At 64.2% G+C, this 23,655-nt stretch carries 10 protein-coding genes and 1 pseudogene; 7 read left to right on the top strand and 4 right to left on the bottom strand.

The window, feature by feature from the left end:
• Window positions 1-61: 61 nt before the first annotated feature.
• The 3 genes from dsbG to dsbD are packed head-to-tail and all read right to left on the bottom strand — an operon-like array spanning window position 62 to window position 3,376.
• On the bottom strand, window positions 62-820 hold the full coding sequence (dsbG, locus tag APH25_RS24080) for a thiol:disulfide interchange protein DsbG (RefSeq protein ID WP_028632185.1): 759 nt from the start codon (window positions 818-820) through the stop codon (window positions 62-64).
• Between the two features lies 1 nt (window position 821).
• Entirely contained in the window at window positions 822-1,658 is an 837-nt protein-coding gene (locus tag APH25_RS24075; protein ID WP_060483618.1) for a TlpA disulfide reductase family protein, read from the bottom strand.
• Entirely contained in the window at window positions 1,658-3,376 is a 1,719-nt protein-coding gene (gene dsbD, locus APH25_RS24070) for a protein-disulfide reductase DsbD (RefSeq protein ID WP_060483617.1), read from the bottom strand. The genes APH25_RS24075 and dsbD overlap by 1 nt, the downstream gene beginning before the upstream one ends.
• Before the next feature lie 177 nt (window positions 3,377-3,553).
• Here dsbD and APH25_RS26360 point away from each other — a divergent pair.
• From APH25_RS26360 to APH25_RS24045, 6 genes and pseudogenes are all read left to right on the top strand, one after another.
• Window positions 3,554-3,658 (top strand): annotated as a pseudogene (locus APH25_RS26360) (hypothetical protein); the annotation flags it as partial.
• 3 nt (window positions 3,659-3,661) lie between these two features.
• Window positions 3,662-4,633 (top strand): XdhC family protein, encoded by a 972-nt coding sequence (locus tag APH25_RS24065; RefSeq protein ID WP_028632188.1) that lies wholly within the window; start codon window positions 3,662-3,664, stop codon window positions 4,631-4,633.
• A complete protein-coding gene (locus APH25_RS24060; protein ID WP_060483616.1) occupies window positions 4,630-5,193 on the top strand; it encodes an NTP transferase domain-containing protein in 564 nt (187 codons plus the stop codon). Before APH25_RS24065 ends, APH25_RS24060 begins: the two co-directional genes overlap by 4 nt.
• Before the next feature lie 94 nt (window positions 5,194-5,287).
• On the top strand, window positions 5,288-5,971 hold the full coding sequence (locus APH25_RS24055) for a response regulator transcription factor (protein WP_028632190.1): 684 nt from the start codon (window positions 5,288-5,290) through the stop codon (window positions 5,969-5,971).
• Window positions 5,968-7,290 (top strand): ATP-binding protein, encoded by a 1,323-nt coding sequence (locus APH25_RS24050; RefSeq protein WP_060483615.1) that lies wholly within the window; start codon window positions 5,968-5,970, stop codon window positions 7,288-7,290. The genes APH25_RS24055 and APH25_RS24050 overlap by 4 nt, the downstream gene beginning before the upstream one ends.
• Before the next feature lie 91 nt (window positions 7,291-7,381).
• Window positions 7,382-8,773, top strand: coding sequence for an aspartate aminotransferase family protein (locus tag APH25_RS24045; RefSeq protein WP_060483614.1), 1,392 nt, complete (start codon window positions 7,382-7,384; stop codon window positions 8,771-8,773).
• A gap of 38 nt (window positions 8,774-8,811) precedes the next feature.
• Here APH25_RS24045 and APH25_RS24040 read toward each other — a convergent pair whose 3' ends face one another.
• A complete protein-coding gene (locus tag APH25_RS24040) occupies window positions 8,812-9,780 on the bottom strand; it encodes a siderophore-interacting protein (protein WP_060483613.1) in 969 nt (322 codons plus the stop codon).
• Between the two features lie 183 nt (window positions 9,781-9,963).
• Between APH25_RS24040 and APH25_RS24035 the strand changes: the two genes are divergently transcribed.
• Window positions 9,964-23,655 (top strand): non-ribosomal peptide synthase/polyketide synthase (locus APH25_RS24035; RefSeq protein WP_082428429.1); only part of this gene is annotated, 13,692 nt, incomplete at its 3' end.

The raw sequence follows: 23,655 nt of genomic DNA, 5'->3' as shown, positions 1-23,655 counted from the left end.
CGGCGCTCGGTCTCACAGGCGCAGACCTTGCTGTGGCGAGCACCCAGCGCCCTCCACCAATTCAGCGTTTGCCCAGGATTTTCTCCAGCATCTCAGGCCGCGGTGCACCCTGCTGGCTCTGGATGTTGCCTTGGTCATCCTTGTAGAAAATCGCCGGGGTGGCCTGCAGGCCCATCTCCTGCATCAAGGCCATGTTCCCTGCCAACTTCTGCTGCACGGCAGCGGGCACCTGCTCAAGGGCCTTGAGGGTGCTCGCGCGGCCGGCTTTTTCATGCTGCTGCAGGGCCTTGGCAGGGTCTTTGGCGGCGAGCAGGGCCGCCGATTTGCCCGGGCTGTCTTCGCGGATGATGCCCACCATGATGTGGCGCAACTGGACCTTGCCAGCCTCTACCCACGGGCGCGCCTGCTCCCAGAACATGTTGCAGTACGGGCAGTTCGGGTCGCTGAACAGGTAGACCGTGCGCGGCGCGTCGGCCTTGCCATCGGCGATCCAGGCAGACTGTTCCATCTTGCCCCAGAATGCCTTGGTCATTGGCCCGTACACCAGTTTCTGCAGGGGCTCGGCGGTGAGGTCCTTGCCTTGTTCGTCGAACAGGTTACCCACCAGCACATGCTTGCCGTCCGGGGTCAAATACAAGGCCAGGCCGTTGTTCTGGTACTCGGCCGCATAGCCGCGCATGCCGTTAGGGGCGTCGAAGCTGCCTTTGATGACAGCGCCCTTGGCCTGCAACTGCTGAACGGCTTTGGGCAGGTCTTCGGCATACACGGCAGGGGTGGCCAGCAGGGCCAGGGTCAGGGGCAGCAGTGGGGTGATGCGCATGTCAGTTTCCTTGTACGGCAGGCCCGGGCGCAGGGGCCCGGTCGAATGATTCAAGGGCATGACGCAGGCTGGCCCGGGACAGTTCGCCCAGGTGGCTGCCCACCAGCCGGCCATCCGCGTCATAGAAAAGGGTGGTGGGCAGCGCCATGGAGTCCACGCGCTGGGCCAGCAGGCCGGTGCCGTCGAACAGCACGTGGGTCAGGCTCAAGCCCGTGGTTGCGAGAAAGGTGCTGACATTTTCCGGGGTCTCGCCCTGGTTGACGAATAGAAAGGTCACCTGCGGGTACTCACCTTGGGCCTGCTGCAGCACTGGCATTTCGCGGCGGCATGGCGGGCACCAGGTGGCCCAGATATTGATGACCAGCGGCTTGCCACGGTAGCTGTGCAGCGCCACCGGCTGATCACTGGCATCGCGCAGGGTCAGGTCCGGCAACTCGGTGCCCTTGCTGTACAGGTGACCGCCCAAGCTGGCCAGCGCCCAGAACAAGGCGCCACTGAACAGCGCCCACCCCAGCGGCCGGCGCAACCCGGGCTGGCGCCAGCCCTGCCAGCCAGCCGCCAGCACCATGCCGACCAGGCCGGACCAGAACAGAAAGCCGCCGTCACGGATGTCGATGACCTGCAACGGCTCGTCCTTGTACATCGACCAGTAGGCCACGACAAAGCCGATACGGGCGCACACCACGCCGACCAGGAACAGGTTGAACAATGCTGATTCGGGGCTTTCGCCACCCCGGCGGGCCACCCACCAGCCAACCACGCTGGCAATGCCCAGCGCCGCCAGCAGCAGCAGGTGGTTGAGGGCCATGGTGAGCGGCCCCAGGGTGACGGTGAGCATCAGCCTTGGCTCCTGGTGTGTGCCCAGTGTTGCACGAACGCCGCTGCATCCACTTCGCCGGTGATGCGCCTGGCGCGGCGCTCGTCGCCTTCAGGGCCAACCCAGATCAGCGTCGGCGGCCCCGGCACCTGGTAGCGCTGCAGCAGGGCCTTGCTGGCGGGGGTGTCTGCGGTGACGTCCAGGCGCAGCAGGTGCACACCTGCCAGCTCGGCCTGTACGTCAGGGCGATTGAACACTTGTTTTTCCATGACCTTGCACGACACGCACCAGTCGGCATAGTAGTCCACCAGCACCCACTGGCCACGGCCCTTGGCAGCGTCCAGCTCGCGTTGCAGGGCTTCTGGGGTGTTGACCGTGACGAAGTGGTCTTCGCCAGCCTGGCTGGCCGCTGGCGCGCCTCCGCCACCCGTGAACGGCCGCAAGGGTTGCCAGAGGTCATCGCCGCCGGCAGCCGCGCCTACCAGCAGCAGCCCACCCCACAGCGCGCCCAGCAGCGGCACGGCGCGCAGGGCCGGCAGGCGCTGCAGCGCCGGCCACGCCGCCCATGCCAGGGCGATCAGCCAGGCGCCGCTCAACGCCAGCAGCAGGCTGGCCGGCAGCAGGGTACGCAAGATGTACAAGGCCATGGCCAGGAACACGAAACCGAACACGCCCTTGACCAGGTTCATCCAGGCGCCTGGGCGCGGCAGGAAGCGGTTGCCCAGGGTCACCAGCAGCAACAGGGGCAGGCCCATGCCCAGCCCCAGGCTGAATAGCACCAGGCCGCCTTGCACCACGTCGCCACTCTGGGCGATGTACAGCAGCGCGCCGGCCAGGGGCGCCGTCATGCAGGGGCCCAGCAGCAGGCCGGACAACGCACCCAGCAGGGCCGCACCGTACAGGTTGCCACCGCGGGTGCCCTGGCCTGCACGGTCCAGGCGGTCGCGCAGGGCAGCGGGCAGTTGCAGCTCGAAGGCACCGAACATCGGCAGGGCCAGCAGCACGAACAAGGCGGCCAGGCTACCCAGCAGCCAGGGCTGTTGCAGCCAGGCCTGCAGGCTGGCGCCCAGCAGGGCGGCCACCACCCCCAACGCGGCATAGACCAGGGCCATGCTCACCACATAGGCCCCGGCCAGCAGCCAGCCCCGGCGCGCGCTGGCACCATTGCCCAACACCAGCCCGGCCAGTATCGGCAGCATCGGCAACGAGCAGGGCGTGAACGCCAGCAGCAGGCCAAGGCCGAAGAACGCCAGCAAGCCCCAGGCCAGGTTGCCGTTCTGCAGGTTGCTGGCCAGCGCCTGGTCGCTGGCCTGTTCGCCTGTCCGGGCTGCGGCGCTGCCACCCAAGTCAATCAACGTGGTCTGCGGCGGGTAGCACAGGCCGGCGTCCGCGCAGCCCTGCCAGCCTAGGCGCAACTGGCCTCGGGCGTTGGCCGGCAGCACCAGCTCGAGCTGCTCACGGTACACCGTGCTGTCACCAAAGAACTCGTCATTGTGGTTGAGCCCGGGCGGCAACTGCGGGTGCTGCTCAGCCGGCAGGCCGTCGAATTTCAGACGTTTCTGGTACAGGTAATAGCCGGGCTTGATTTGAAAATACAGGTGCATCTGGCCGTCGGCCTGGCGGTCCTGGGTGAGTACGAACGCCTGCTCGACGGGCAGGAAATCAGGTTTGACGGCGAAGGGGTTGGCCTGCAGGGGCCCGGCCAGCAGCACTGTCAGAAACAGCAGAAGAACGCGCATGTGTTTGCCTTGGCAGAATTTCGAATGCGGCCATGCTGGCCCGGGTTTATTAACCCAAGGTTAACCCTTGTCGGCTGGAAAGCGGCAACTGCCCGTGGTTGCAGTTGTGCAAGGCATCAGCGCGTTGGGTTGGTGCGAGCCACGCCCCATGGTCAAATCGATCCTTTGAGGTCGTATGATGAACGCCAGGTGACCGACATGGTCAACTATCTGCGTCAGGCATGGGGTGGCTTGCCCGGTGACTTTAGTGAACAACAGCTGGCCGAGCTGAAGGCGGAGTGAAGCGTGCAGCATCTCGATCTACAGGTGGTTCGCCAGGCGTTGCAGTGGTCGGGTGCCGGCCAGCGTGTCTGGCTGTGCACGGTGCTGGCCACCTACGGTTCGGCGCCTCGTGCGCCGGGTTCGCTGCTGGCGGTGAATGCCGCTGGCCAGTGGCTGGGCTCGTTGTCCGGCGGCTGCGTGGAAGACGATTTTCTCGAGCGGGTGGCCTTGGGCGAATTCCCTGAGCCGGCCGCCATCGTGCGTTATGGCGATGGCAGTGATGCACGCTCGCAGGTGAGCCTGCCGTGCGGCGGGGTGCTGGACGTGCTGGTCGAAAACCTGGCCCCCAGCTGCGAGGTGCAGGGCCACCTGCGGCAACTGGAAAGCGCGCTGCTGGGCCAGCGCCGGGTACTGCGGCAGGTGAGGGTGCCCGATGGCCTGCAAGGCTTGGCCGACGATCTCAGCCAGGGCCCGCGGGTACAGCGTGAAGGCAACAGCGTGCAACTGCGTATTGGCGCAGCCCAGCGCTTGCTGCTGGCGGGTTACTCCAGCGTCGCCCAGTACTGCGCCGAGTTCGCCAGGGGCATGGGGTTCGAGGTGGTGCTGTGCGAACCCCGCGAAGAGGTGCTTGCTGGCGTGCACATCGACGGCATCGAGCTGCGCCGCGAGCTGCCGTCCGAATTCATCATCAATGGCGGCTGCCATGCCGACACGGCGGTGGTGGCGCTCACCCACGACCCCAAGATCGATGACCTGGCCATGCTCGAGGCCGTGCGCACCGACGCGTTCTACATCGGCGTGATGGGCTCGCGGGCCACCTCCGACAAGCGTCGGGAACGCCTGCAGCGCATTGGTGGCCTGGGTGCACCGGAGCTGGGCCGTATTCATGCGCCCATTGGCCTGAACCTGGGCAGCAAGACCCCGGCGGAAATCGCCCTGGCGGTGCTCGCCGACGTGCTGCGCGTGCGCAACGGCATCCAGCGGGCTGCCCTGTGACGGTGGTCGCCCTGGTACTGGCGGCCGGGCGTGGCGTGCGCTTTGGCAGCGACAAGCGGCTGGCCGTCATGGCCGACGGCCGGAGCCTGCTGGCGCACAGTGTGGATAATGCCCGGGCAGTGTTCGACGACGTGCGGGTCGTGCTGCGCGAGGGTGAGCGGGCCGAAGCGTTTGGCCTCCCGGCCGATTGCAGGGTGGTCATCAGCCCCGAAGCGGCCTGTGGCATGGGGCACAGCCTGGCCGCCGGTGCGGCTTCGCTGGCAGACAGCCCAGCACAGGCCGTGGCGATTTTGCTGGGCGACATGCCGTGGATTGCAACGGCCAGTTTGCGTCGCCTTGCCCAGGCTGCCAGCCCCAGCACCATCGTTGTGCCATGCCACGACGGGCATAGCGGCCACCCGGTGATCTTTGGCCGCGACCTGTGGCCAGCGCTGCAGCAACTGGCCGGCGACCAGGGCGCACGGGTGATCGTGCAGGCCCACGGCGCACGCCAGGTGCGGGTGCCCCTGGATGATGCAGGTGTGCTGCGCGATGTCGACACACCCGGCGCCCTGCAGTAGCCGGCAAAACACCTCAGTGGGCCGCAAAGGGTTCATAATCCCCCCTTAATCCGCCCAAGGTGCAATGCCTGCCACACCATCCGGGAGCCCCACCATGCACGTTCTGCTCTGCGAGGACGATGACCTGATCGCCGCTGGCATCTGCGCCGGCCTTACTGCCCAGGGCCTGACCGTGGACCGTGTGGGCAATGCCGGGGCGGCGCGCGCCATGCTGCAGGCTGCGCAGTTCGACGTGATGATCCTGGACCTTGGCCTGCCCGACGAAGACGGCCTGAAGCTGCTGCGCCGCCTGCGTCAGCAGGGCGAGACGCTGCCCGTGCTGGTGCTCACCGCCCGCGACGCGGTCACCGACCGGGTCGATGGCCTGCAGGCCGGGGCCGATGACTACCTGCTCAAACCCTTCGACCTGCGCGAGCTGGCGGCGCGCCTGCACACCCTGCTGCGGCGGGTGGCCGGCCGCGCGGTGAACGTGATCGAGCACGGCCCGTTGCGCTACGACCCCAGCAGCTGCGAGGCCACCCTGGCGGGCCAGGCGGTGGACCTGTCGCGCCGTGAGCAGGCACTGCTGCAGGCATTGCTGCAGAACCCCGGGCGCGTGCTGTCCAGCGACCAGCTCAAGGACTGCGTGTACGGTTTCAATGATGAGGTCGAGAGCAACGCCCTCAACGTGCACATCCATCACCTGCGGCGCAAGCTTGGCAACGGCATTGTCGAGACGGTGCGCGGCCTGGGTTACCGGCTGGGCCCGGCGCAGGCGCCGGAAGGGGCCGCATCATGAGCCTGCGGGTCCGCCTCAGCCTCATTCTGGGCAGCGCCTTCGTGGTCATCTGGGTGCTGGCGGCCGCCTGGATGCTGCGTGATTTGCGCCAGCAGATGATGTTTTCCCTCGACCAGCGCCTGGTGGCGTCGGCGCGCATGGTGGCCGGGCTCATCGACCAGTTGCCGCAACCGCTCAGCGTCAAGGGCGAAGGCACCCACTATGCGGCCGACCAACTCAGCGTGCCGGACGGCATGGCCTGCCAGGTCAGCTCGTTGCGCGGCGAAATCCTGGCGACCAACCACAAGCACGACGGCACCATGGATGACCAGCGCAGCGGCTTCCGTGACCAGACCATCGACGGCGCATCGTGGCGCACCTTTACCTACAACCATGGCGATGTGCGCATTACCACCGCCGACCGGCACCTGGAGCGCGAGGCCCTGAACCAGTCGATTCTGCTGGCCGCTTCGGCGCCGGTGCTCATGGCCTTGCTCGGTAGCCTGGGGCTGCTGTGGATCGGCCTGGGCAAGGGGCTGGAGCCGCTGAACCGCATGCGCGATGCCTTGCGGCGGCGGCGCCCCGACAGCGTCGAACCGCTGCAGGTAGCCGGTATGCCCAGCGAGCTGCAGCCGCTGCTGGAAACCCAGAACCAGCTGTTTGCGCGCATTGGCCAAACCATCGAACGCGAGCGGCGCCTCACCGATGATGCCGCCCATGAGCTGCGCAGCCCGCTGACGGCCATCAAGACCCACCTGCAGGTGGCGCGCATGACCGATGGCGCTGTGCGCGAGCAGGCGCTGGAGCATGCCGAGCAGGGCACCGACCGCATGCACCGCACCCTGGAGCAGTTGCTGATGCTGGCACGGGTGGAGGGCAGCCTGTCGTTTGACGACGGCATCCAGTGCAGCGCCGAGCAGGTGGCCCGCCAGGCGGTGCAGGATGCAGGTGGCGGCGACAACCGGCGGATCGTGCTGCGTTTGCCCGAGAAAGCCACACAGGTCTACCTGGGCATGCCGGCGCCATTGGCCGTGGCGGCGCTGCGCAACCTGCTGGACAACGCCCTGCGCCATGGCGGCGATCAGGCCGTAGAGCTGGAGGTGCAGATGGCCGATGGGCAGGTGGGCTTCATGGTGCGCGACCATGGCCCAGGCATTGCCGAAGCCGACCTTGAGCACCTCACTGAGCGCTTCTGGCGCAATGGGCAGAGTGGGGGCTGCGGGTTGGGCCTGGCGATTGTCCAGGCCATCGTGCAGCGCTGCGCCGGTAGCCTGCGCTTTGACAGCCATGCCGATGGGTTGCGGGTGCTGTTGCAGGTACCGGCGCGCGCCGGGCACTGACGAGAAATCCAGCAACAACCGCTAAATCCTCCTCGCACCCAAGCGTTTCCAAAGCGACAACTGCCCATTCGCTTGCTTGCGAGGATTCACCATGTCCACCGCTACCAGCCTTGCTCAGGTCGCCCCGGCCAATGCGCCGCAGCCCCTGTACGAATTCACCGACTCGCCGCTGCTGCACCGCCAGCAGCAGCAGGAATCCAACGCCCGCAGCTACCCCCGGCGCATCCCGCTGGCGCTCAAGCGGGCGCGGGGTATCTATGTCGAAGACGTCGAAGGCCGCCAGTTCATCGACTGCCTGGCCGGGGCCGGTACCCTGGCGCTGGGGCACAACCACCCGGTGGTGGTCGAAGCGATCCAGCGCGTGCTGGCCGACGAACTGCCCCTGCACACCCTGGACTTGACCACACCGGTCAAGGACCGCTTCGTCCAGGACCTGTTCGGCGTGCTGCCCGAAGCCTTGCGACGCGAGGCCAAGGTGCAGTTCTGCGGGCCCACCGGCACAGATGCAGTGGAGGCCGCCCTCAAGCTGGTGCGCAGCGCCACCGGCCGCAGCACCATCATCACGTTCCAGGGCGCTTACCATGGCATGAGCCAGGGCGCGCTGAGCCTGATGGGCAGCCTGGGGCCCAAGCAGCCACTGGGTGCGCTGCTGGGCAGCGGCGTGCAGTTCATGCCGTACCCCTACGACTACCGCTGCCCGTTCGGGCTGGGCGGCGAGGCGGGGGTGAAGGCCAACCTGCATTACCTGGAAAACCTGCTGCTCGACCCTGAAAGCGGTGTACCGCTGCCGGCAGCGGTGATCCTTGAAGTGGTGCAGGGTGAAGGCGGGGTGATCCCGGCGGACATCGAATGGCTCAAGGGCGTACGCCGCATCACCGAGCAGGCCGGGGTGGCGCTGATCGTCGACGAAATCCAGAGCGGCTTTGCCCGCACCGGGCGCATGTTCGCGTTCGAACACGCCGGCATCGTACCGGACGTGGTCACCTTGTCCAAGGCCATCGGTGGCAGCTTGCCGCTGGCCGTGGTGGTGTACCGCGACTGGCTGGACACCTGGAAGCCAGGCGCCCATGCCGGCACCTTCCGCGGTAACCAGATGGCCATGGCGGCCGGCTCGGCCGTGCTCGACTACCTGGTGGAGCATCGCCTGGCCGACCACGCCGAGGCCATGGGCCAGCGGTTGCGCGGGCACCTCACCACCTTGCAGAAGGATTACCCGCAACTGGGCGATATCCGTGGCCGCGGGCTGATGCTGGGGGTGGAGTTGGTCGACCCTGACGGTGCAAGGGATGCCCAAGGGCACCCGCCCGCCCACCGGGCGCTGGCACCCCGGGTGCAGCGCGAGTGCCTCAAGCGTGGCCTGATTCTGGAGCTGGGCGGGCGCCATGGGGCGGTGGTGCGCTTCTTGCCGCCGCTGATCATCAGTGGCGAGCAGATTGATGAAGTGGCACGGCGCTTTGCCGATGCCCTGGTCGCGGCTGTCTGAGCCTGTACCGGGGGCCATGCGCCCCCGGTTGTGGCGCTTCAGTCGAAGGTTCGCCCGGCGCGCCAGTAACCCATCAAGGTCAGGCAATCGCGCGGCAGGCCGCGCTCCTTGATCAGGTAGCGGCGTATGTCCATCACCGTGCCTGACTCCCCTGCCACCCAGGCGTGGAATGCGCTGCGGTTGCCGCTGGCCTGCTCCCACAGGATGCGGGTGTCGATGTCCACGTCTTCAAGCTTTGCCGGTGCTGCCGCCAGCCCGTGCGGCAGGCTTGCCAGTTCGCGCACGGCATGCAGCATGGCCTGCCCTTGTGCACAGCCCAGCAGGTCGCGCGGCAGCCAGTGCAACTGAACGGCACTGCCATGCACTAGCGCCAGGCAATCGGCCTCCAGCGGCACCTCGATGAACGCCTGTACCGCCAGGTCGGGTTGCGTCAGGGCCAGCGCTTCGAGCACGCCGGCAATCGCCGGCAGCGCGGTTTCATCGCCTATCAGCAAAACAGTGCGTACACCCTGGGGTGGCTTCCATTCGTAACCCCCAGGGTCGCCTTCGTAGGCCAGGTTGGGCGCCAGCATCTGCAGGCAATCGCCCACCTGCGCCTGGGTGGCCCAGGCTGAGGCCGGGCCGTTGACGCCGTGCAGGACGAAGTCCACGTCCACCTCCAGCGCCTCCCGGCGCAGGGCGCGGATGGTGTAGGTGCGCATGGGCGGGCGCAGCGCCGGCGGCAGGGCGCTGTGCGCCGCTTTCCAGTGCTGGTCGGCGGGCAACCGTGGCAGCGAGCCGTCAGCGGCAGGGAAAAACAGCTTGACCCGCTGGTCTGGCGCCAAGGTATTCATCAAGGCGACGTCCGGGCCGGTGAACACCAGGCGGGTCAGTGAGGGGCTCAAGCGGATACGACGGCTGAGCACCAGGTCGAACAGGCGGTAGGCACTCATGGCAGGAGAGCTGCCACCGACCAGGCGGCGCAAACCGCGTTGCAGCGCCTGGGTCATCGTGGAGGGGCTGGACATTGAATAACCTCGTGCGGGGGTACCTTTACCCAAGGACGAGCCATCGGCTTGGCAAATTAACCGCTGGACCTGCGACAGCCCTGGGTTTGGGTGCTTTGCGGTAATTTTCACCGGCAGCTATCCGTTCCGTAGGGATAGCCAAGCTCACAGAAGCTCGTCCCCTTCACGTACGGAAGCCCCCGCATGAATGCTGAAAAGTCCCTGAAACTGGCCTGCCGTTTCATCGAGTTGCCGCTGGAGAAGCGGCGCGTGTTTCTCGATAGCCTGCGGGCCGAAAAAATAGACTTTTCTATGTTTCCGATTCCTGCCGGCGTCGCCGCTCCAGACAGTCAGGCGTTGTCGTACGCGCAGCGACGCATGTGGTTTCTCTGGCAGCTCGACCCGCAGGGCGGCGCCTATAACCTGCCTGGAGCAGTACGGCTGACGGGGCGTCTGAACCTGGCAGCGATGGAACAGGCATTCGAGGATCTGATCGCGCGTCATGAAACCCTGCGCACTGTATTCCAACGTCAGGCTGATGGCAGTGTCACGCAAGTTGCGACCCAGGCCTCATGCCGTGTCGAGCAGGTGGATCTCAGTCATCTGACGCCCGTTGACCGTGAATCTGCCGTAGCAGAGCGGGCTCAGGCGCAGTCCCTGCAGCCTTTCGACCTCACCTGTGGCCCTCTGATGCGGGCGCAATTGCTCAAGCTTGCGGAGCAACAGCATGTCCTGCTGTTGACCCTGCACCACATCGTTTCGGATGGCTGGTCGATGAACGTGCTGATTGACGAGTTCATCCGCCTGTATGACGGGCATGAGCGAAACATCCCTGCGCGCTTGCCGGAGCTTCCCATCCAGTACAGCGATTATGCCTTATGGCAGCGTCGTTGGCTGGAGGCCGGGGAGCAAGCCCGTCAGCTCGATTACTGGACTGCCACGCTCGGCGAGGAGCACCCGGTGCTGGAACTGCAGCTGGACCACGCTCGTCCAGCGATGCCGAGCTACCGGGGCACCCGTTATGATTTCGTGGTAGATCAGGGCCTGGTGGCCAAGGTGCGGTCTGCTGCCCAGCAGCAGGGCGTGACGCTATTCATGTTCCTGCTCGGTGCATTCAATGTGCTTCTGCACCGTTACACCGGGCAGGGCGACCTGCGCGTAGGGGTGCCGATTGCCAACCGTAACCGCGCCGAAGTTGAAGGGCTGATAGGGTTCTTCGTGAACACGCAGGTGCTGCGCTGCCAGTTCGATGCCCAGACCCGTGTGAGCGAGCTACTGCAAAGCGTCAAGGCCGCAGCACTGGGCGCACAAGCGCATCAGGACCTTCCTTTCGAGCAACTGGTTGAAGCCTTGCAGCTAGAGCGCAACCTGAGCCATACGCCACTCTTCCAGGTCATGTACAACCACCAGCCGCAGGTTGCCGACATCACGTCAGTCAGCACTGCTTCAGGCCTGGAACTGAGCCAGGTGCAATGGCAGAGCCGCACTACCCAGTTCGATCTGACGCTCGACACGTTCGAAAAGGCTGGCACCTTGCACGCCGCCCTGACCTACGCGACCGACCTCTTCCGGCCAGCGACCATCGAACGCATGGCCCAACACTGGTTGCGGCTGCTGCAAGCCATGGTCGACGATCCATCACAGCGTGTCGGCGACCTGCCGATGCTGGAGCCGGCGTTGCTCCACCAGGTGGTGCATGAGTGGAACCAGACCGCAGTCGACTACCCGCTCCAGCAGTGTGTGCACACGCTGATCGAAGCCCAGGTCGAGCGCACACCGGATGCCCCGGCAGTGCTGTTTGGCGCCCGGCAGCTCACTTATGCACAGCTCGACGCACGGGCCAATCAGCTGGCGCATTGGTTGATTGCACGCGGTGCAGGGCCCGATAGCTTGGTGGGGATTTGCGTCGATCGGTCGTTGGAGATGGTCATCGGGTTGTTGGCCATTCTCAAGGCTGGCGCCGCCTACGTGCCACTGGACCCGGAGTATCCAGCCGATCGCCTGGCCTACATGATCGAGGACAGTGCCATTAGCGTGTTGCTGACCCAAGGGATAGTGGCTGATGGGCTGCCCATTGACGGGGTCGAGCTAGTTCGGCTTGACCAGGCAGGCGCTTGGCTGGACAGCATGCCCGGCACACCCCCCGGCGTGGCGGTTGCACCTGAACACCTCGCCTATGTGATCTATACCTCCGGCTCTACCGGCAGGCCCAAGGGGGCGGGCAACAGTCACAGGGCGTTGGTCAATCGCCTCTGCTGGATGCAGCAGGCCTACGTGCTGGGTGCCGGTGACGTAGTGCTACAGAAAACCCCTTTCAGCTTCGACGTATCGGTGTGGGAGTTCTTCTGGCCATTGATGACAGGGGCGAGGCTGGTACTGGCTGCTCCTGGTGCACACCGTGACCCCGAGCAACTGATGTGTACTATCGTCGAGTATCAGGTAACTACGCTGCATTTCGTCCCTTCGATGTTGCAGGCCTTCATTCACCACCCCGGCGTGGAGCGCTGCAGCTCGCTCGCACGTATCGTTTGCAGCGGTGAAGCCTTGCCGCTGGATGCTCAGGCCCATGTGCTGCGCAAATTGCCGGCAGTGGGGCTTTACAACCTCTATGGCCCCACCGAGGCCGCCATCGATGTGACCCACTGGACGTGCGTGGACGAGGGTGCGGGCAGCGTGCCGATCGGCAAACCGATCGCCAACCTGCGCACCCTCGTGCTCGATGATGCGCTCAATCCTGTGCCACCGGGCGCGGCCGGTGAGTTGTACCTCGGAGGTGTTGGCCTGGCACGAGGCTATCACCGTCGACCAGGCCTGACTGCCGAACGCTTCGTTCCCTGCCCGAATCATGCAGGCGAGCGCTTGTATCGCACTGGCGACAAGGCGCGGCAACGGCCTGACGGAACACTGGAATACTTGGGGCGCCTTGATCATCAGGTGAAACTGCGCGGGTTGCGCATTGAACTGGGCGAGGTCGAGAATCAGCTGGTTCAACACCCTGGCGTTCGAGAAGCGGTGGTGCTGGTGGTGGATAATCGCCATCTGGTGGCCTGGATAGTTATGCAGGCGGAAGCTCAGGTGGCCGGTTGGCAAACGTTGCTGAAAAACTGGCTGCTGGGCCGCCTGCCCGAGTTCATGGTGCCTGGCACTCTGGTGAACATGGCTGCCCTGCCGGTTACTGCCAACGGCAAGCTTGATCGCAGGGCACTGCCGGCTCCGCAGCTGCACGAACACGCCGAGTACGCGGCACCGCAGACACCGATAGAGCGGGCATTGGCCGACATCTGGCAAGCATTGCTGGGTGTGTCTCAGGTAGGCCTGGATGATAATTTCTTCGACCTCGGCGGTGACTCCATCATTTCCATGCAGGCGGTAAGCCGCGCACGACAGGTTGGCATCGCCCTCAACCCACGCGATCTGTTCCAGTATCAGACCTTACGCAGCCTGGCCGTGGTCGCGACGTCTACCCAGGCGGTGCAGGTCGACCAGGGGCCGCTGGCCGGCGACGTGCTGCTGACACCCGTCCAGCACACCTTCTTCGAGCAGCAGGTGCCGGTGCGACATCACTGGAACCAGTCGCTGCTGCTGCGCCCCCGTCAACCTTTGCAGGCTCAGTGGCTTGCGCAGGCGCTTGAGGCGCTGGTTACCCGGCATGATGCTTTGCGTCTTCGGTTCGAAAAAAGCGACGCTGGCTGGCGCCAGTGGCATGCTCAGGCACAGGGCAAGGACCTGCTGTGGCTGGCCAATGGTGAAGATGATGAAGCGCTTGGGGGCTTGTACGACAACGCTCAGCTAAGCCTGGATCTGCTCGATGGGCCGCTGTTCAGGGCGCTTCTGGTGGATATGGCCGATGGCAGTCAGCGCTTGTTGCTGGTGATTCACCACCTGGTGGTAGATGGGGTTTCTTGGCGCATTCTGCTTGATGATCTTCAACACGCCTATCGTCAGCTGGCCCGTGCAGAAGCGGTGGCCCTGCCCGCAAAAACCAGCAGCTACCAGGCCTGGGCCGCTCACTTGGCCGAGCATGCCGCCAGCCTGGGGCAACAGCTGCCGTACTGGCTGAGCCAGCAGGCGGACGCGGACCTGCCATGCGCTGCGCCACAAGGTGAGATGACCCAGCGCCTGGAGCGAAAGGTGGAGGTACGTCTGGATGCCGCCATCACCCGTCTGCTGTTGCAGGTTGCGCCTGCCGCCTACCGCACCCAGGTCAATGACTTGCTCCTCGCTGCGCTGGCCCACTCGGTGTGTGCCTGGTCCGGCCAAACGGCAATGGCGGTACAACTGGAAGGTCACGGACGTGAGGACTTCTCCGGTACCCTGGACCTAACCGGGACCGTGGGTTGGTTCACCAGCCTTTTTCCACTGCGTCTGCAGCCTGGAGCGAACCTCGGCGAGACTGTGCGCCAAGTCAAAGAGCAGTTGCGGGCGGTTCCCGACAAAGGCATGGGCTTTGGCGTGCTGAGATACCTGGGTGAAGCATCGCAGCGCCAGGCGTTGGCTGCAATGGCAGAGCCACGCATCACATTCAACTACCTTGGCCAGTTTGATCGCCAATTCGATGAGACGGCCTTGTTTGTGCCTGCGCAGGCGTCAGGCGGTATGGCCCAGGACCCTCATGCACCGCTGGCCAATTGGCTGACGGTAGAAGGGCAGGTGTACGAAGGTGAGCTGCGCCTGCAATGGGGCTACAGCGAAGCCATGTTTGACGAAGCAGCCATCACTACCCTGGCCGAGGCCTACCTGGCCAGCCTGAGGGCTATCATCGAGCACTGTTGCCAAGTACCGGCCGGCCAGGCGACCCTTTCGGACTTCCCCATGGCGCGTCTGAACCAGCAGCAGCTGGATGGCCTGGGGCTTGACCTGACTGCTATCGAAGACGTGTATCCGCTGTCGCCCATGCAGCAGGGCATGCTGTTCCATACGCTGTACGAGCCCCACGGCGACGCCTATGTCAACCAGACCCAACTGGATATACAGGGGCTGGACCTTCCGCGCTTCGAACGCGTGTGGCGTGAAGCGCTGGAGCGCCATGCCATCCTGCGCAGCAGTTTCCACTGGCAAGGGCTGGAGAGCCCTCACCAAGTCGTCCATCGTCAGGCGGACCTGGTGGTACAGGTACTGGACGATACTCAAGCCGACCCTGCTGCAACCGCCGTTGCCGAGCGCACTCGTGGCTTCGAGCTGGATACCGCGCCTCTACAGCGCCTGACGCTAATACGCACCGGTGCAGATGATTGGCACATGATCTACACCAGCCACCATATCCTCATGGATGGCTGGAGCAACGCCTTGCTGTTGGGCGAGGTGATGACAGCCTACGGCGGCCAGCAACCCGTGAGCCCGCGCGGACAGTTCCGCGATTACCTAGGCTGGCTGGCCGCTCAGATGCCCGAACGTGCCGAACAGTACTGGAGGGCAGCTTTGTCGCCACTGCAGGCACCCACGCTATTGGCTCAAGCCGTCCGTGCACCAGACAGCGGATCGGGTGTACACGATTATCGAGTTGCGCTCGAACTGACGTTCACCCAGCAACTGGTGGCGTTTGCTCGGCAGCACAAGGTTACCCCCAATACCGTACTGCAGGGCGCGTGGAGCGTGCTGCTACAGCGGTATTGCGGTCAAGACCATGTCGTCTTCGGCGCAACGGTGGCAGGGCGGTCGGCAGCGATGGAAGGCATTGAGCAGCAGCTGGGGTTGTTCATCAATACCTTGCCGATGATCAGCCGCAATGCCCCGTCGCTGTCGGTCGAAGCGTGGTTGGCCGAGGTACAGGCTACCAACTTGGGCATGCGCGAGTTCGAGCATGTACCATTGTATGACTTGCAGGGCTGGGCTGGGCAGCCGGGCACTGCCTTGTTCGATACCTTGCTGGTGTTCGAGAACTTCCCGGTGGCCGAAGCGCTCAAACAGGGTGCTCCGGCGGGTCTGTCCTTTGCCAACCTGCATAATCATGAGCGGACCAATTATCCGCTCACCCTCGGTGTGGAGCTTGGGTTGCACCTGAGCCTGGATTATACCTACGACAGTGCGTATTTCAGCGCGGCCCAGATTGAAACGCTGGCGGCCGATTTCCACTACCTGATCGCGCAAATGGTAGCCTGCCCCCAGGCCCTGCTGGGTAGCCTGCAACTGCTTGAGCCAGAAGCCCATTACCGCACGCTCGCACTGGGGGCGCCCCGGTTGCTTCCCGCTGGCAGCATGCGCCTGGCGCACCAGCGCATTGCCGAGCAGGCACAAGCGACCCCGCATGCCCTAGCACTTGAGGTCGACGGTAAGTCGTTGACATACGGTCAGCTCGACAGGTTGGCCAACCAGCTGGCACACCGGTTGCTGGCCGCCGGCGTCCAGACCGGCCATCGGGTCGGGCTGGCGCTGCCTCGCGGCCCGCAACTGATTGTCGGATTGCTGGCGGTGCTCAAAAGCGGCGCTGCATATGTGCCGCTTGATGCAGGCTATCCGCGCGAGCGACTGCGCTACATGATCGACGATAGCCGCCTTGATCTGTTACTCGAGGCGCCAGGCTTGCTTGACACGATGGCACTTCCTAGAAGCCTTGCACGCTTGAGCCTGGAGAGTCTCGACAGTGCTCTGGACGGTTATAGCGATGCCGACCCCGAAGTGAACGTCGACCCGGCGCACCTGGCCTACGTGATCTACACCTCTGGCTCCACAGGGCGCCCGAAAGGCGTCGCTATCGACCACGCTGCCCTTCGGGATTTCTGTGATGCGGCGGTCGATTACTCCCGCCTTGAATCCACGGACCGCGTGCTGCAGTTCGCCACGTACAGCTTCGACGGCTTCGTCGAACAGTGCTACCCAGCGCTCAGCGTCGGTGCCGCTTTGATCATGCGCGGTGATGAGCTTTGGGATGCTGCGCAACTGGCCGAGCACATCGCCAGGCGTGAGGTGACCCTGGCAGACTTGCCAGCGGCTTATTGGTTCCTGCTGGCCCGTGAGTGTGCCAGCAACCCGGGGCGGTCCCTTGGGCGCCTGCGCCAGGTGCATGTTGGAGGCGAGGCGATGTCGGTGGAGGGCGTGCGGCTCTGGCATCAAGCCGGCCTGGCTGGGATTCGTCTGGTGAACACCTATGGGCCTACCGAGGCCACGGTGGTTTCGAGCGTTCACGAATGCCACCTCAGCGATGCCAGCGACAGTCACGGCGTGCCGATCGGGCGGGCCATCGCCGGCCGCGTACTGTATGTTCTGGACAACGCTGGCAACCTAATGGCGCAGGGCGGTGTCGGTGAGTTGTTCATTGGTGCGGCGCATGGCCTTGCCCAGGGCTACTTTGATCGCCCCGGGCTCACTGCCGAGCGTTTTGTCCCTGACCCCTTCGCCCAGTACCCTGGGGCTAGGCTCTACCGTACCGGGGACTTGGCGCGGTTCAACCCAGCCGGCGACCTTGAATACGCCGGCCGTATCGATCACCAGCTGAAGATCCGTGGCTTTCGTATCGAACTGGGTGAGGTCGAGGCGGCGCTGCAGGCGTTGCCGCACGTTCGTGAGGCAGCCGTGGTGGCTCAGACCGGGGTTACAGGTGCGCAACTGGTCGGCTACGTCGTACCAACTGACGCAGCGCTTACCACCGAGGGCGCTCAGGCCGAGGCAGGCTGGTTCGCTGAACTGCGTCAGCGGCTGCAGGCGTCATTGCCGGACTACATGATCCCGGCCTACCTGATCATGCTGACGGCCCTGCCGCTTAACCGAAACGGCAAACTCGACCGGTCGGCCTTGCCCATGCCCGACCCAAGCCAGGGCCAGGCTGAGTATGCGGCGCCGGCAACCTTGCTGCAGCGCCAGCTTGCGTGCATTTGGGAGGCTGTGCTGCAGGTGACGCGTATCGGGCTGCAGGATCATTTCTTCCAGCTGGGCGGACACTCGCTACTGGCCACTCAGGTGATATCCCGTGTTCGTCAACAGTTGGGCTTGCAGGTTCAGCTTAAGGCGTTGTTCGAACACCCGACGCTGGCTGCATTTGCCCAGGTGTGCGATGCACTGCAAACGCATGACCAACGGTCGATCATGGCACTGGCGCGTACGGGATACCTGGCACTGTCGCCCGCCCAGGAGCGCCAGTGGTTCCTGTGGCAACTCGACCCCACCAGCACTGCGTATCACGTGCCTATAGCCCTGGCACTGCGCGGCAGCCTGGATATCAATGCCCTTCAGTCTGCCTTCGACAGCCTGGTCGCTCGCCACGAGAGCCTGCGTACCCGCTTCGTTGCGGTGGATGGGGTGGCGGGGCAGGTGATCGAGGCGCCGTTTACGCAGCCGATCAGGCATCAAGTGCTTGCCTGTGGCGCTGATCCGGTGCCTTTGCGTGCGCAGGTGGAGGCAGAAATCTCCCTGCCGTTCGACCTCGACAATGGGCCGTTGTTGAGGGTAGCGCTGCTGCAGTGCGCACAAGACCACCATGTACTGGTCATCACTCTGCACCACATTGTCTCGGACGGCTGGTCGATGAACATCCTGGTTGAGGAGCTTGTGCAGTTCTATCGCACCTTTACTGGGGGCGGGCAGGCGATGCTGCCGGCGCTGGCCGTGCAGTACGCCGACTATGCCGCCTGGCAGCGTAAGTGGCTTGGGGAGGGGGAGGGTGAACGTCAGCTCAGCTACTGGCGGGCCCAGTTGGCTGGGGAGCAGGGTATCCTCCAGTTGCCCTTCGACCACCCTCGGCCCACCCAGCAGAGTATGCGCGGGGCCCGTCTGGATCTGACGCTGCCACCAACCCTCGGCCAAGCTCTACGGTCAGTAGCCCAGCAGCAGGGCGCTACGCTGTTCATGGTCATGTTGGCCGGCTTCCAGGTGCTATTGCACCGCTACAGCGGCCAGTCGGATATCCGTGTAGGGGTCCCGATAGCCAACCGTAACCGGGTCGAAACCGAGGGTCTCATCGGCTTCTTCGTCAACACCCAGGTGTTGAAGGCCGAGATTGATCCGCAGGTGCCCTTCACCCATTTGCTGGGGCAGGTGCGCCAAACAGTACTCGACGCCCAAGCCCATCAGGACCTGCCTTTCGAGCAACTCGTGGATGCCTTGCAGCCGCAGCGCAGCCTCAGCCATAGCCCGCTGTTCCAGGTGTTGTTCAACTACCGCACGCTAGGGCGCCGGGCGCTGCACTTGCCGGCCCTGGAGATAGACAGCCTGGTCTGGGACGTAGGCTCTGCCCAGTTCGATCTGGCACTGGATATCGAGGAAGACCAGGATCTGGTGACCGCTTCGTTCACCTATGCAACCGACCTTTTTGAACGTTCCACCCTCAAGCAGTTGTCGGGCCACTGGCTAACCCTTATGCAGGCCATTGCCGCCGATCCGGCACAGCAGGTGGGCGAACTCGAAATGTTGGGCGCCGAACAGCGACAGCAACTATTGCAGGTGTGGAACGAGCAAGCGAGCGTGCAGGTGGATGACGGTTGCATTCATCAGCGCATCGAGGCTCAAGTGCAGCGCGACCCTGCTCGCCTGGCCATGATTTTCGGCCAGAGAGAACTGAGCTATGCCCAGCTGGACCAGCGCGCCAGCGCCTTGGCTATGCGCCTGCGGGCGCACGGTGTGGGTGCGGAGGTGCGGGTTGGCGTGCTGCTGCCACGTACTTGCGAGATGGTCGTGGCGCTGCTGGCCGTGCTCAAGGCCGGTGGTGTTTATGTGCCGCTCGATCCCAACTACCCCGCTGAGCGCGTGGCCTACATGCTTGAGGACAGCCAAGCCCAAGTGCTGCTTAGCGATACCGAGCACGCCCCAGCCGCGCCCTGCGGTGCGCAGGTCGTACTGGTGGATGGGCTCAGCGACATTGCATCTTCGCCACCTGTCGAATGCCTTCCCTATGCCGGGGCGGACAATCTCGCTTACGTCATTTACACCTCGGGCTCGACCGGCCGCCCCAAAGGGGTCGCCATCACCCATCGCAATGCCTTGGCATTGATCGACTGGGCGTTGGCCACTTATGCGCAGAGCGACCTCGAAGGCGTGCTGGCGTCAACGTCGATCTGTTTCGATCTGTCGGTGTGGGAGTTGTTCGTGACGCTGGCTGGCGGTGGCTATTTCGTGCTGGCCGAAAACGCTCTGGCGCTGCCTGAGCTTCCTGCCCGCGACCGGGTGACATTGATCAACACAGTGCCGTCGGCAGCGGCTGCCTTGCAGCGCGACGGTCAGATCCCTGCCAGCGTGCGTATCGTCAACCTAGCCGGCGAGCCACTCAAGCAGGGCTTGGTGGATGACTTGTACACTCAAGGCAGTATCGAGCATGTCTATGATTTGTACGGGCCGTCCGAAGACACTACCTATTCCACCTTCACCCGCCGTCAGGCCCAAGGTGTCGCTACCATTGGCCGACCGTTGGCAGGTACTGGCGCCTTCGTCCTCGACAGCCAAATACACCCTGTGCCCGTAGGGGTTGCCGGCGAACTCTACCTGGCCGGCGCTGGCCTTTCGCGGGGCTACCTCAACCGTGCAGGGCTGACTGCCGAACGCTACCTGCCCAGCCCCTTCGGCGGCTACGGCGAGCGCATGTACCGCACCGGTGACCTTGTGCGTTATTTGGCGGACGGCCGGCTGCAATACATCGGCAGGACCGACCACCAGATCAAGGTGCGTGGTTTCCGTATCGAGCTCGGCGAGATCGAGAAACGCCTGCTGGCCCATGCAGCAGTCGCGGAGGCGGCGGTCCTCGCCCGCGAGTCTACGACAGGCGCGCAGCTGGTTGCTTACCTGGTACTGCGATCGCTGCCGGCAATTATTGATGAGGCAGCGCTGCTGGGACATCTGCGTGATTGGCTGCGCCAGGCGTTGCCCGACTACATGGTGCCGGCTTACCTGGTATGCATTGAGGAACTGCCATTGACGCCCAATGGCAAGCTCGACCGCAAGGCATTGCCCGAGCCCGGTCAGCCGTGCCAAGCCGATACCTCGGCCCCGGTGACGGCCGCTGAACGGGTGCTTGCCGATGTCTGGCAGGATGTACTGGGCGCACAACACATCGGGGTGGATGCCAACTTCTTCGAAGTTGGGGGTGACTCCATTGTGTCCATTCAGGTGGTCAGCCGTGCCCGGGCGCGTGGCCTGCACTTCTCTGCCAAGGAATTGTTCCAGCACCAGACGATTCGCGAGCTGGCGCGGGTCGCACGCCTGGTGCCTGCAGGCGCCGTTATCGACCAGGGTCCGGTCACCGGTATGACGAAGTTGCTGCCGATCCAGCACGATTTCTTCAGCCAAGCCATGATCCAGCGCCATCATTGGAACCAGAGCCTGTTGCTGAAGCCTGCCCGAGTCGTTGAGGCCGGGGCTCTGGCGCAGGCCCTGCAACTGTTGGTGAAGCACCACGATGCATTGCGCTTGCGTTTCGATCAGAAGGCAGATGGGTGGCTAGCCATGCATGTCGACCAGCCGCACAGTGAGTTGCTATGGCAGGCCCAGGCCGATGATGAGGTTGGCCTCACTGCGTTGTGCCAAGAGGCGCAGCGCTCGCTGGACCTCGCCAAAGGCCCGTTGCTGCGTGCACTGTTGGTAAACATGGGCGATGGCAGTCAGCGGCTGCTGCTCGTTATCCATCACTTGGTGGTGGACGGCGTCTCGTGGCGCCTGTTGCTTGAGGACCTGCAGAAGCTCTACACCTGCTATGAAGCTGAACAGACCCCGGCACTCCCAGCCAAGACCCATCCTTTCCAGCTGTGGGCGGAGCGGTTGCATGCGCATGCCGGTAGCCCTGAACTGAAGCAGGAACTTGCCTACTGGCTGAGTCAGCAGCCCACACGCGAGTTACCTTGCGACGACCGGGACGGCAGCTTGGCAAACTGCCATGGCCTGACTGTTCAGACGCGGCTTGATGCCGAGCAGACCCGGCGTTTGTTGCAAGAGGTGCCATCAGCCTACCGCACGCAGATCAATGATGTGCTGCTGACGGCCCTGGCAAGGGTCATCTGCCGCTGGAGTGCGGATGATGCGATGGTCGTTCAATTGGAGGGCCATGGCCGTGAAGACGTGTTCGATGATATCGACCTGAGCCGTACGGTGGGGTGGTTTACCTCGTTGTACCCTGTTCGCCTGCAGCCGCAGGCCAGCCTGGAGGGATCGATCAAGGCCATCAAGGAGCAGCTGCGTGCCGTGCCGAACAAGGGCATCGGCTTTGGCATGCTTCGCCATCTGGGCGACGCTGCTACCCAGGAGACGCTGGGGCAGTTGGTGCCTGCGCGCATCACCTTCAACTACCTCGGCCAGTTCGATAACCAGTTCGAGCCTTCTGCCCTGTTCGTTCCGGCCACCGAGCACCCTGGTGACGAGCAGGCCCAGCAGGCACCTCTGGCTAACTGGCTGTCGATCGATGGCCGTGTCTATGGTGGGGAGCTGAGCCTGGACTGGAGCTTCAGTGGCGAGATGTACGCCGCCACGACTGTTGAGCGCCTTGCCCAGGCGTTGCAGGTGGAACTGCTGGCGTTGGTCGACCACTGCTGTCAGCCGCAGGCCGGTGGTGTGACGCCATCGGACTTCCCACTGGCAAGGCTTACGCAGCCTCAGCTGGATGCACTGGCCCATGATCCTCGCGCGGTGGAGGATATCTACCCGTTGTCCCCCATGCAGCAGGGGATGATGTTCCACAGCCTACTGGAGCAGTCGCGTGGAGATTACATCAACCAGATGCGGGTGACGGTGGACGGCCTGGATGCACAGCGTTTCCGCCTGGCGTGGCAGCAAACTCTACTGGCCCACCAAGCCTTGCGCAGCAGCTTTGTGTGGGGCAGCGGGCAGCAGCAGCCGTTGCAGATAGTGTTGCGCGATGCCGAGTTGCCCTTCATCCACCACGACTGGCGCGGTCGGGAGCAACTGGCCACGTCACTCGATGCCGTGGCGCAGGCCGAGCGAGACACCGGTTTCAGCCTGGAGCAGGCGCCTTTGCTCAGGCTGGTGCTGGTACGCACCGATGACAACCGCCATGAACTGATCTACACCAGCCATCACATCCTGATGGACGGCTGGAGCAACTCGCAGTTGCTCGGGGAGGTGTTGCAGCGTTATCAAGGGTTGTTGCCTGCGCCCGTCAATGGCCGTTATGCCCACTACATCGAGTGGCTCCAGCGTCAGGACGCCTTGGCTGATGAGGGCTTCTGGAGGCAGCAACTGGCCGGGCTTGAACAGCCGACGCTGTTGACGCGCAGCCTTGCAGATGCGCCAGCCGCTGGGGCACTGCAAGGTCAGGGCCATCATGGCCAGTGGCTAGATCAGGCAACCACACGCCGACTGGAAGCGTTGGCCAAGGGGTGCAAGGTAACCGTCAACACGCTGGTACAGGGGGCCTGGTTGCTGCTGTTGCAGCGTCATACCGGCCAGGCAACTGTTGCCTTCGGCGCCACGGTGTCCGGGCGACCTGCTGAACTGCCGGATATCGAGCACCAGGTAGGGTTGTTCATCAATACGTTGCCCGTCATTGCTTGCGTACCTTCGGAGCAACCACTGGCGCAATGGCTGCAGCAACTCCAGCATCAGAACCTGGCGCTGCGCGAGCATGAGCATACCCCGTTGTTCGACATCCAGCGTTGGGCGGGCCTGGCAGGTAGTGACCTGTTCGATACCCTGTTGGTGTTCGAGAACTACCCCGTGTCGGCCGCACTGGAGCAGGGCGCGCCTGATGGGGTGCGTTTCGGGGCAGCAAGCAGCGACGAACAGACGAGCCTGCCACTGACCGTACTGGTTGATCTTGGTGAGCAACTGTCCCTGCAATTCGCCTTTGATATGCAACGCTTCACACAAACCGCAATCGAGCGTCTGGCAGGCCAGCTGCATCACCTGCTGGTGCAAATGATCCAAGCCCAGGGTAGTGAGCGGGTTGGCAACTTCACGCTGTTGGAGCCTGCCGAGCATTGCGTGCTGGTCGAAACCTGGAACGCCACTGCCAACACCGACTACCCC

It is taken from the genome of Pseudomonas sp. NBRC 111119 (genome assembly GCF_001320125.1).
Lineage (GTDB): Bacteria > Pseudomonadota > Gammaproteobacteria > Pseudomonadales > Pseudomonadaceae > Aquipseudomonas > Aquipseudomonas parafulva.
Note: the sequence above shows the minus strand (reverse complement) of the source record. Positions and strands in the feature narration are given on the sequence as shown.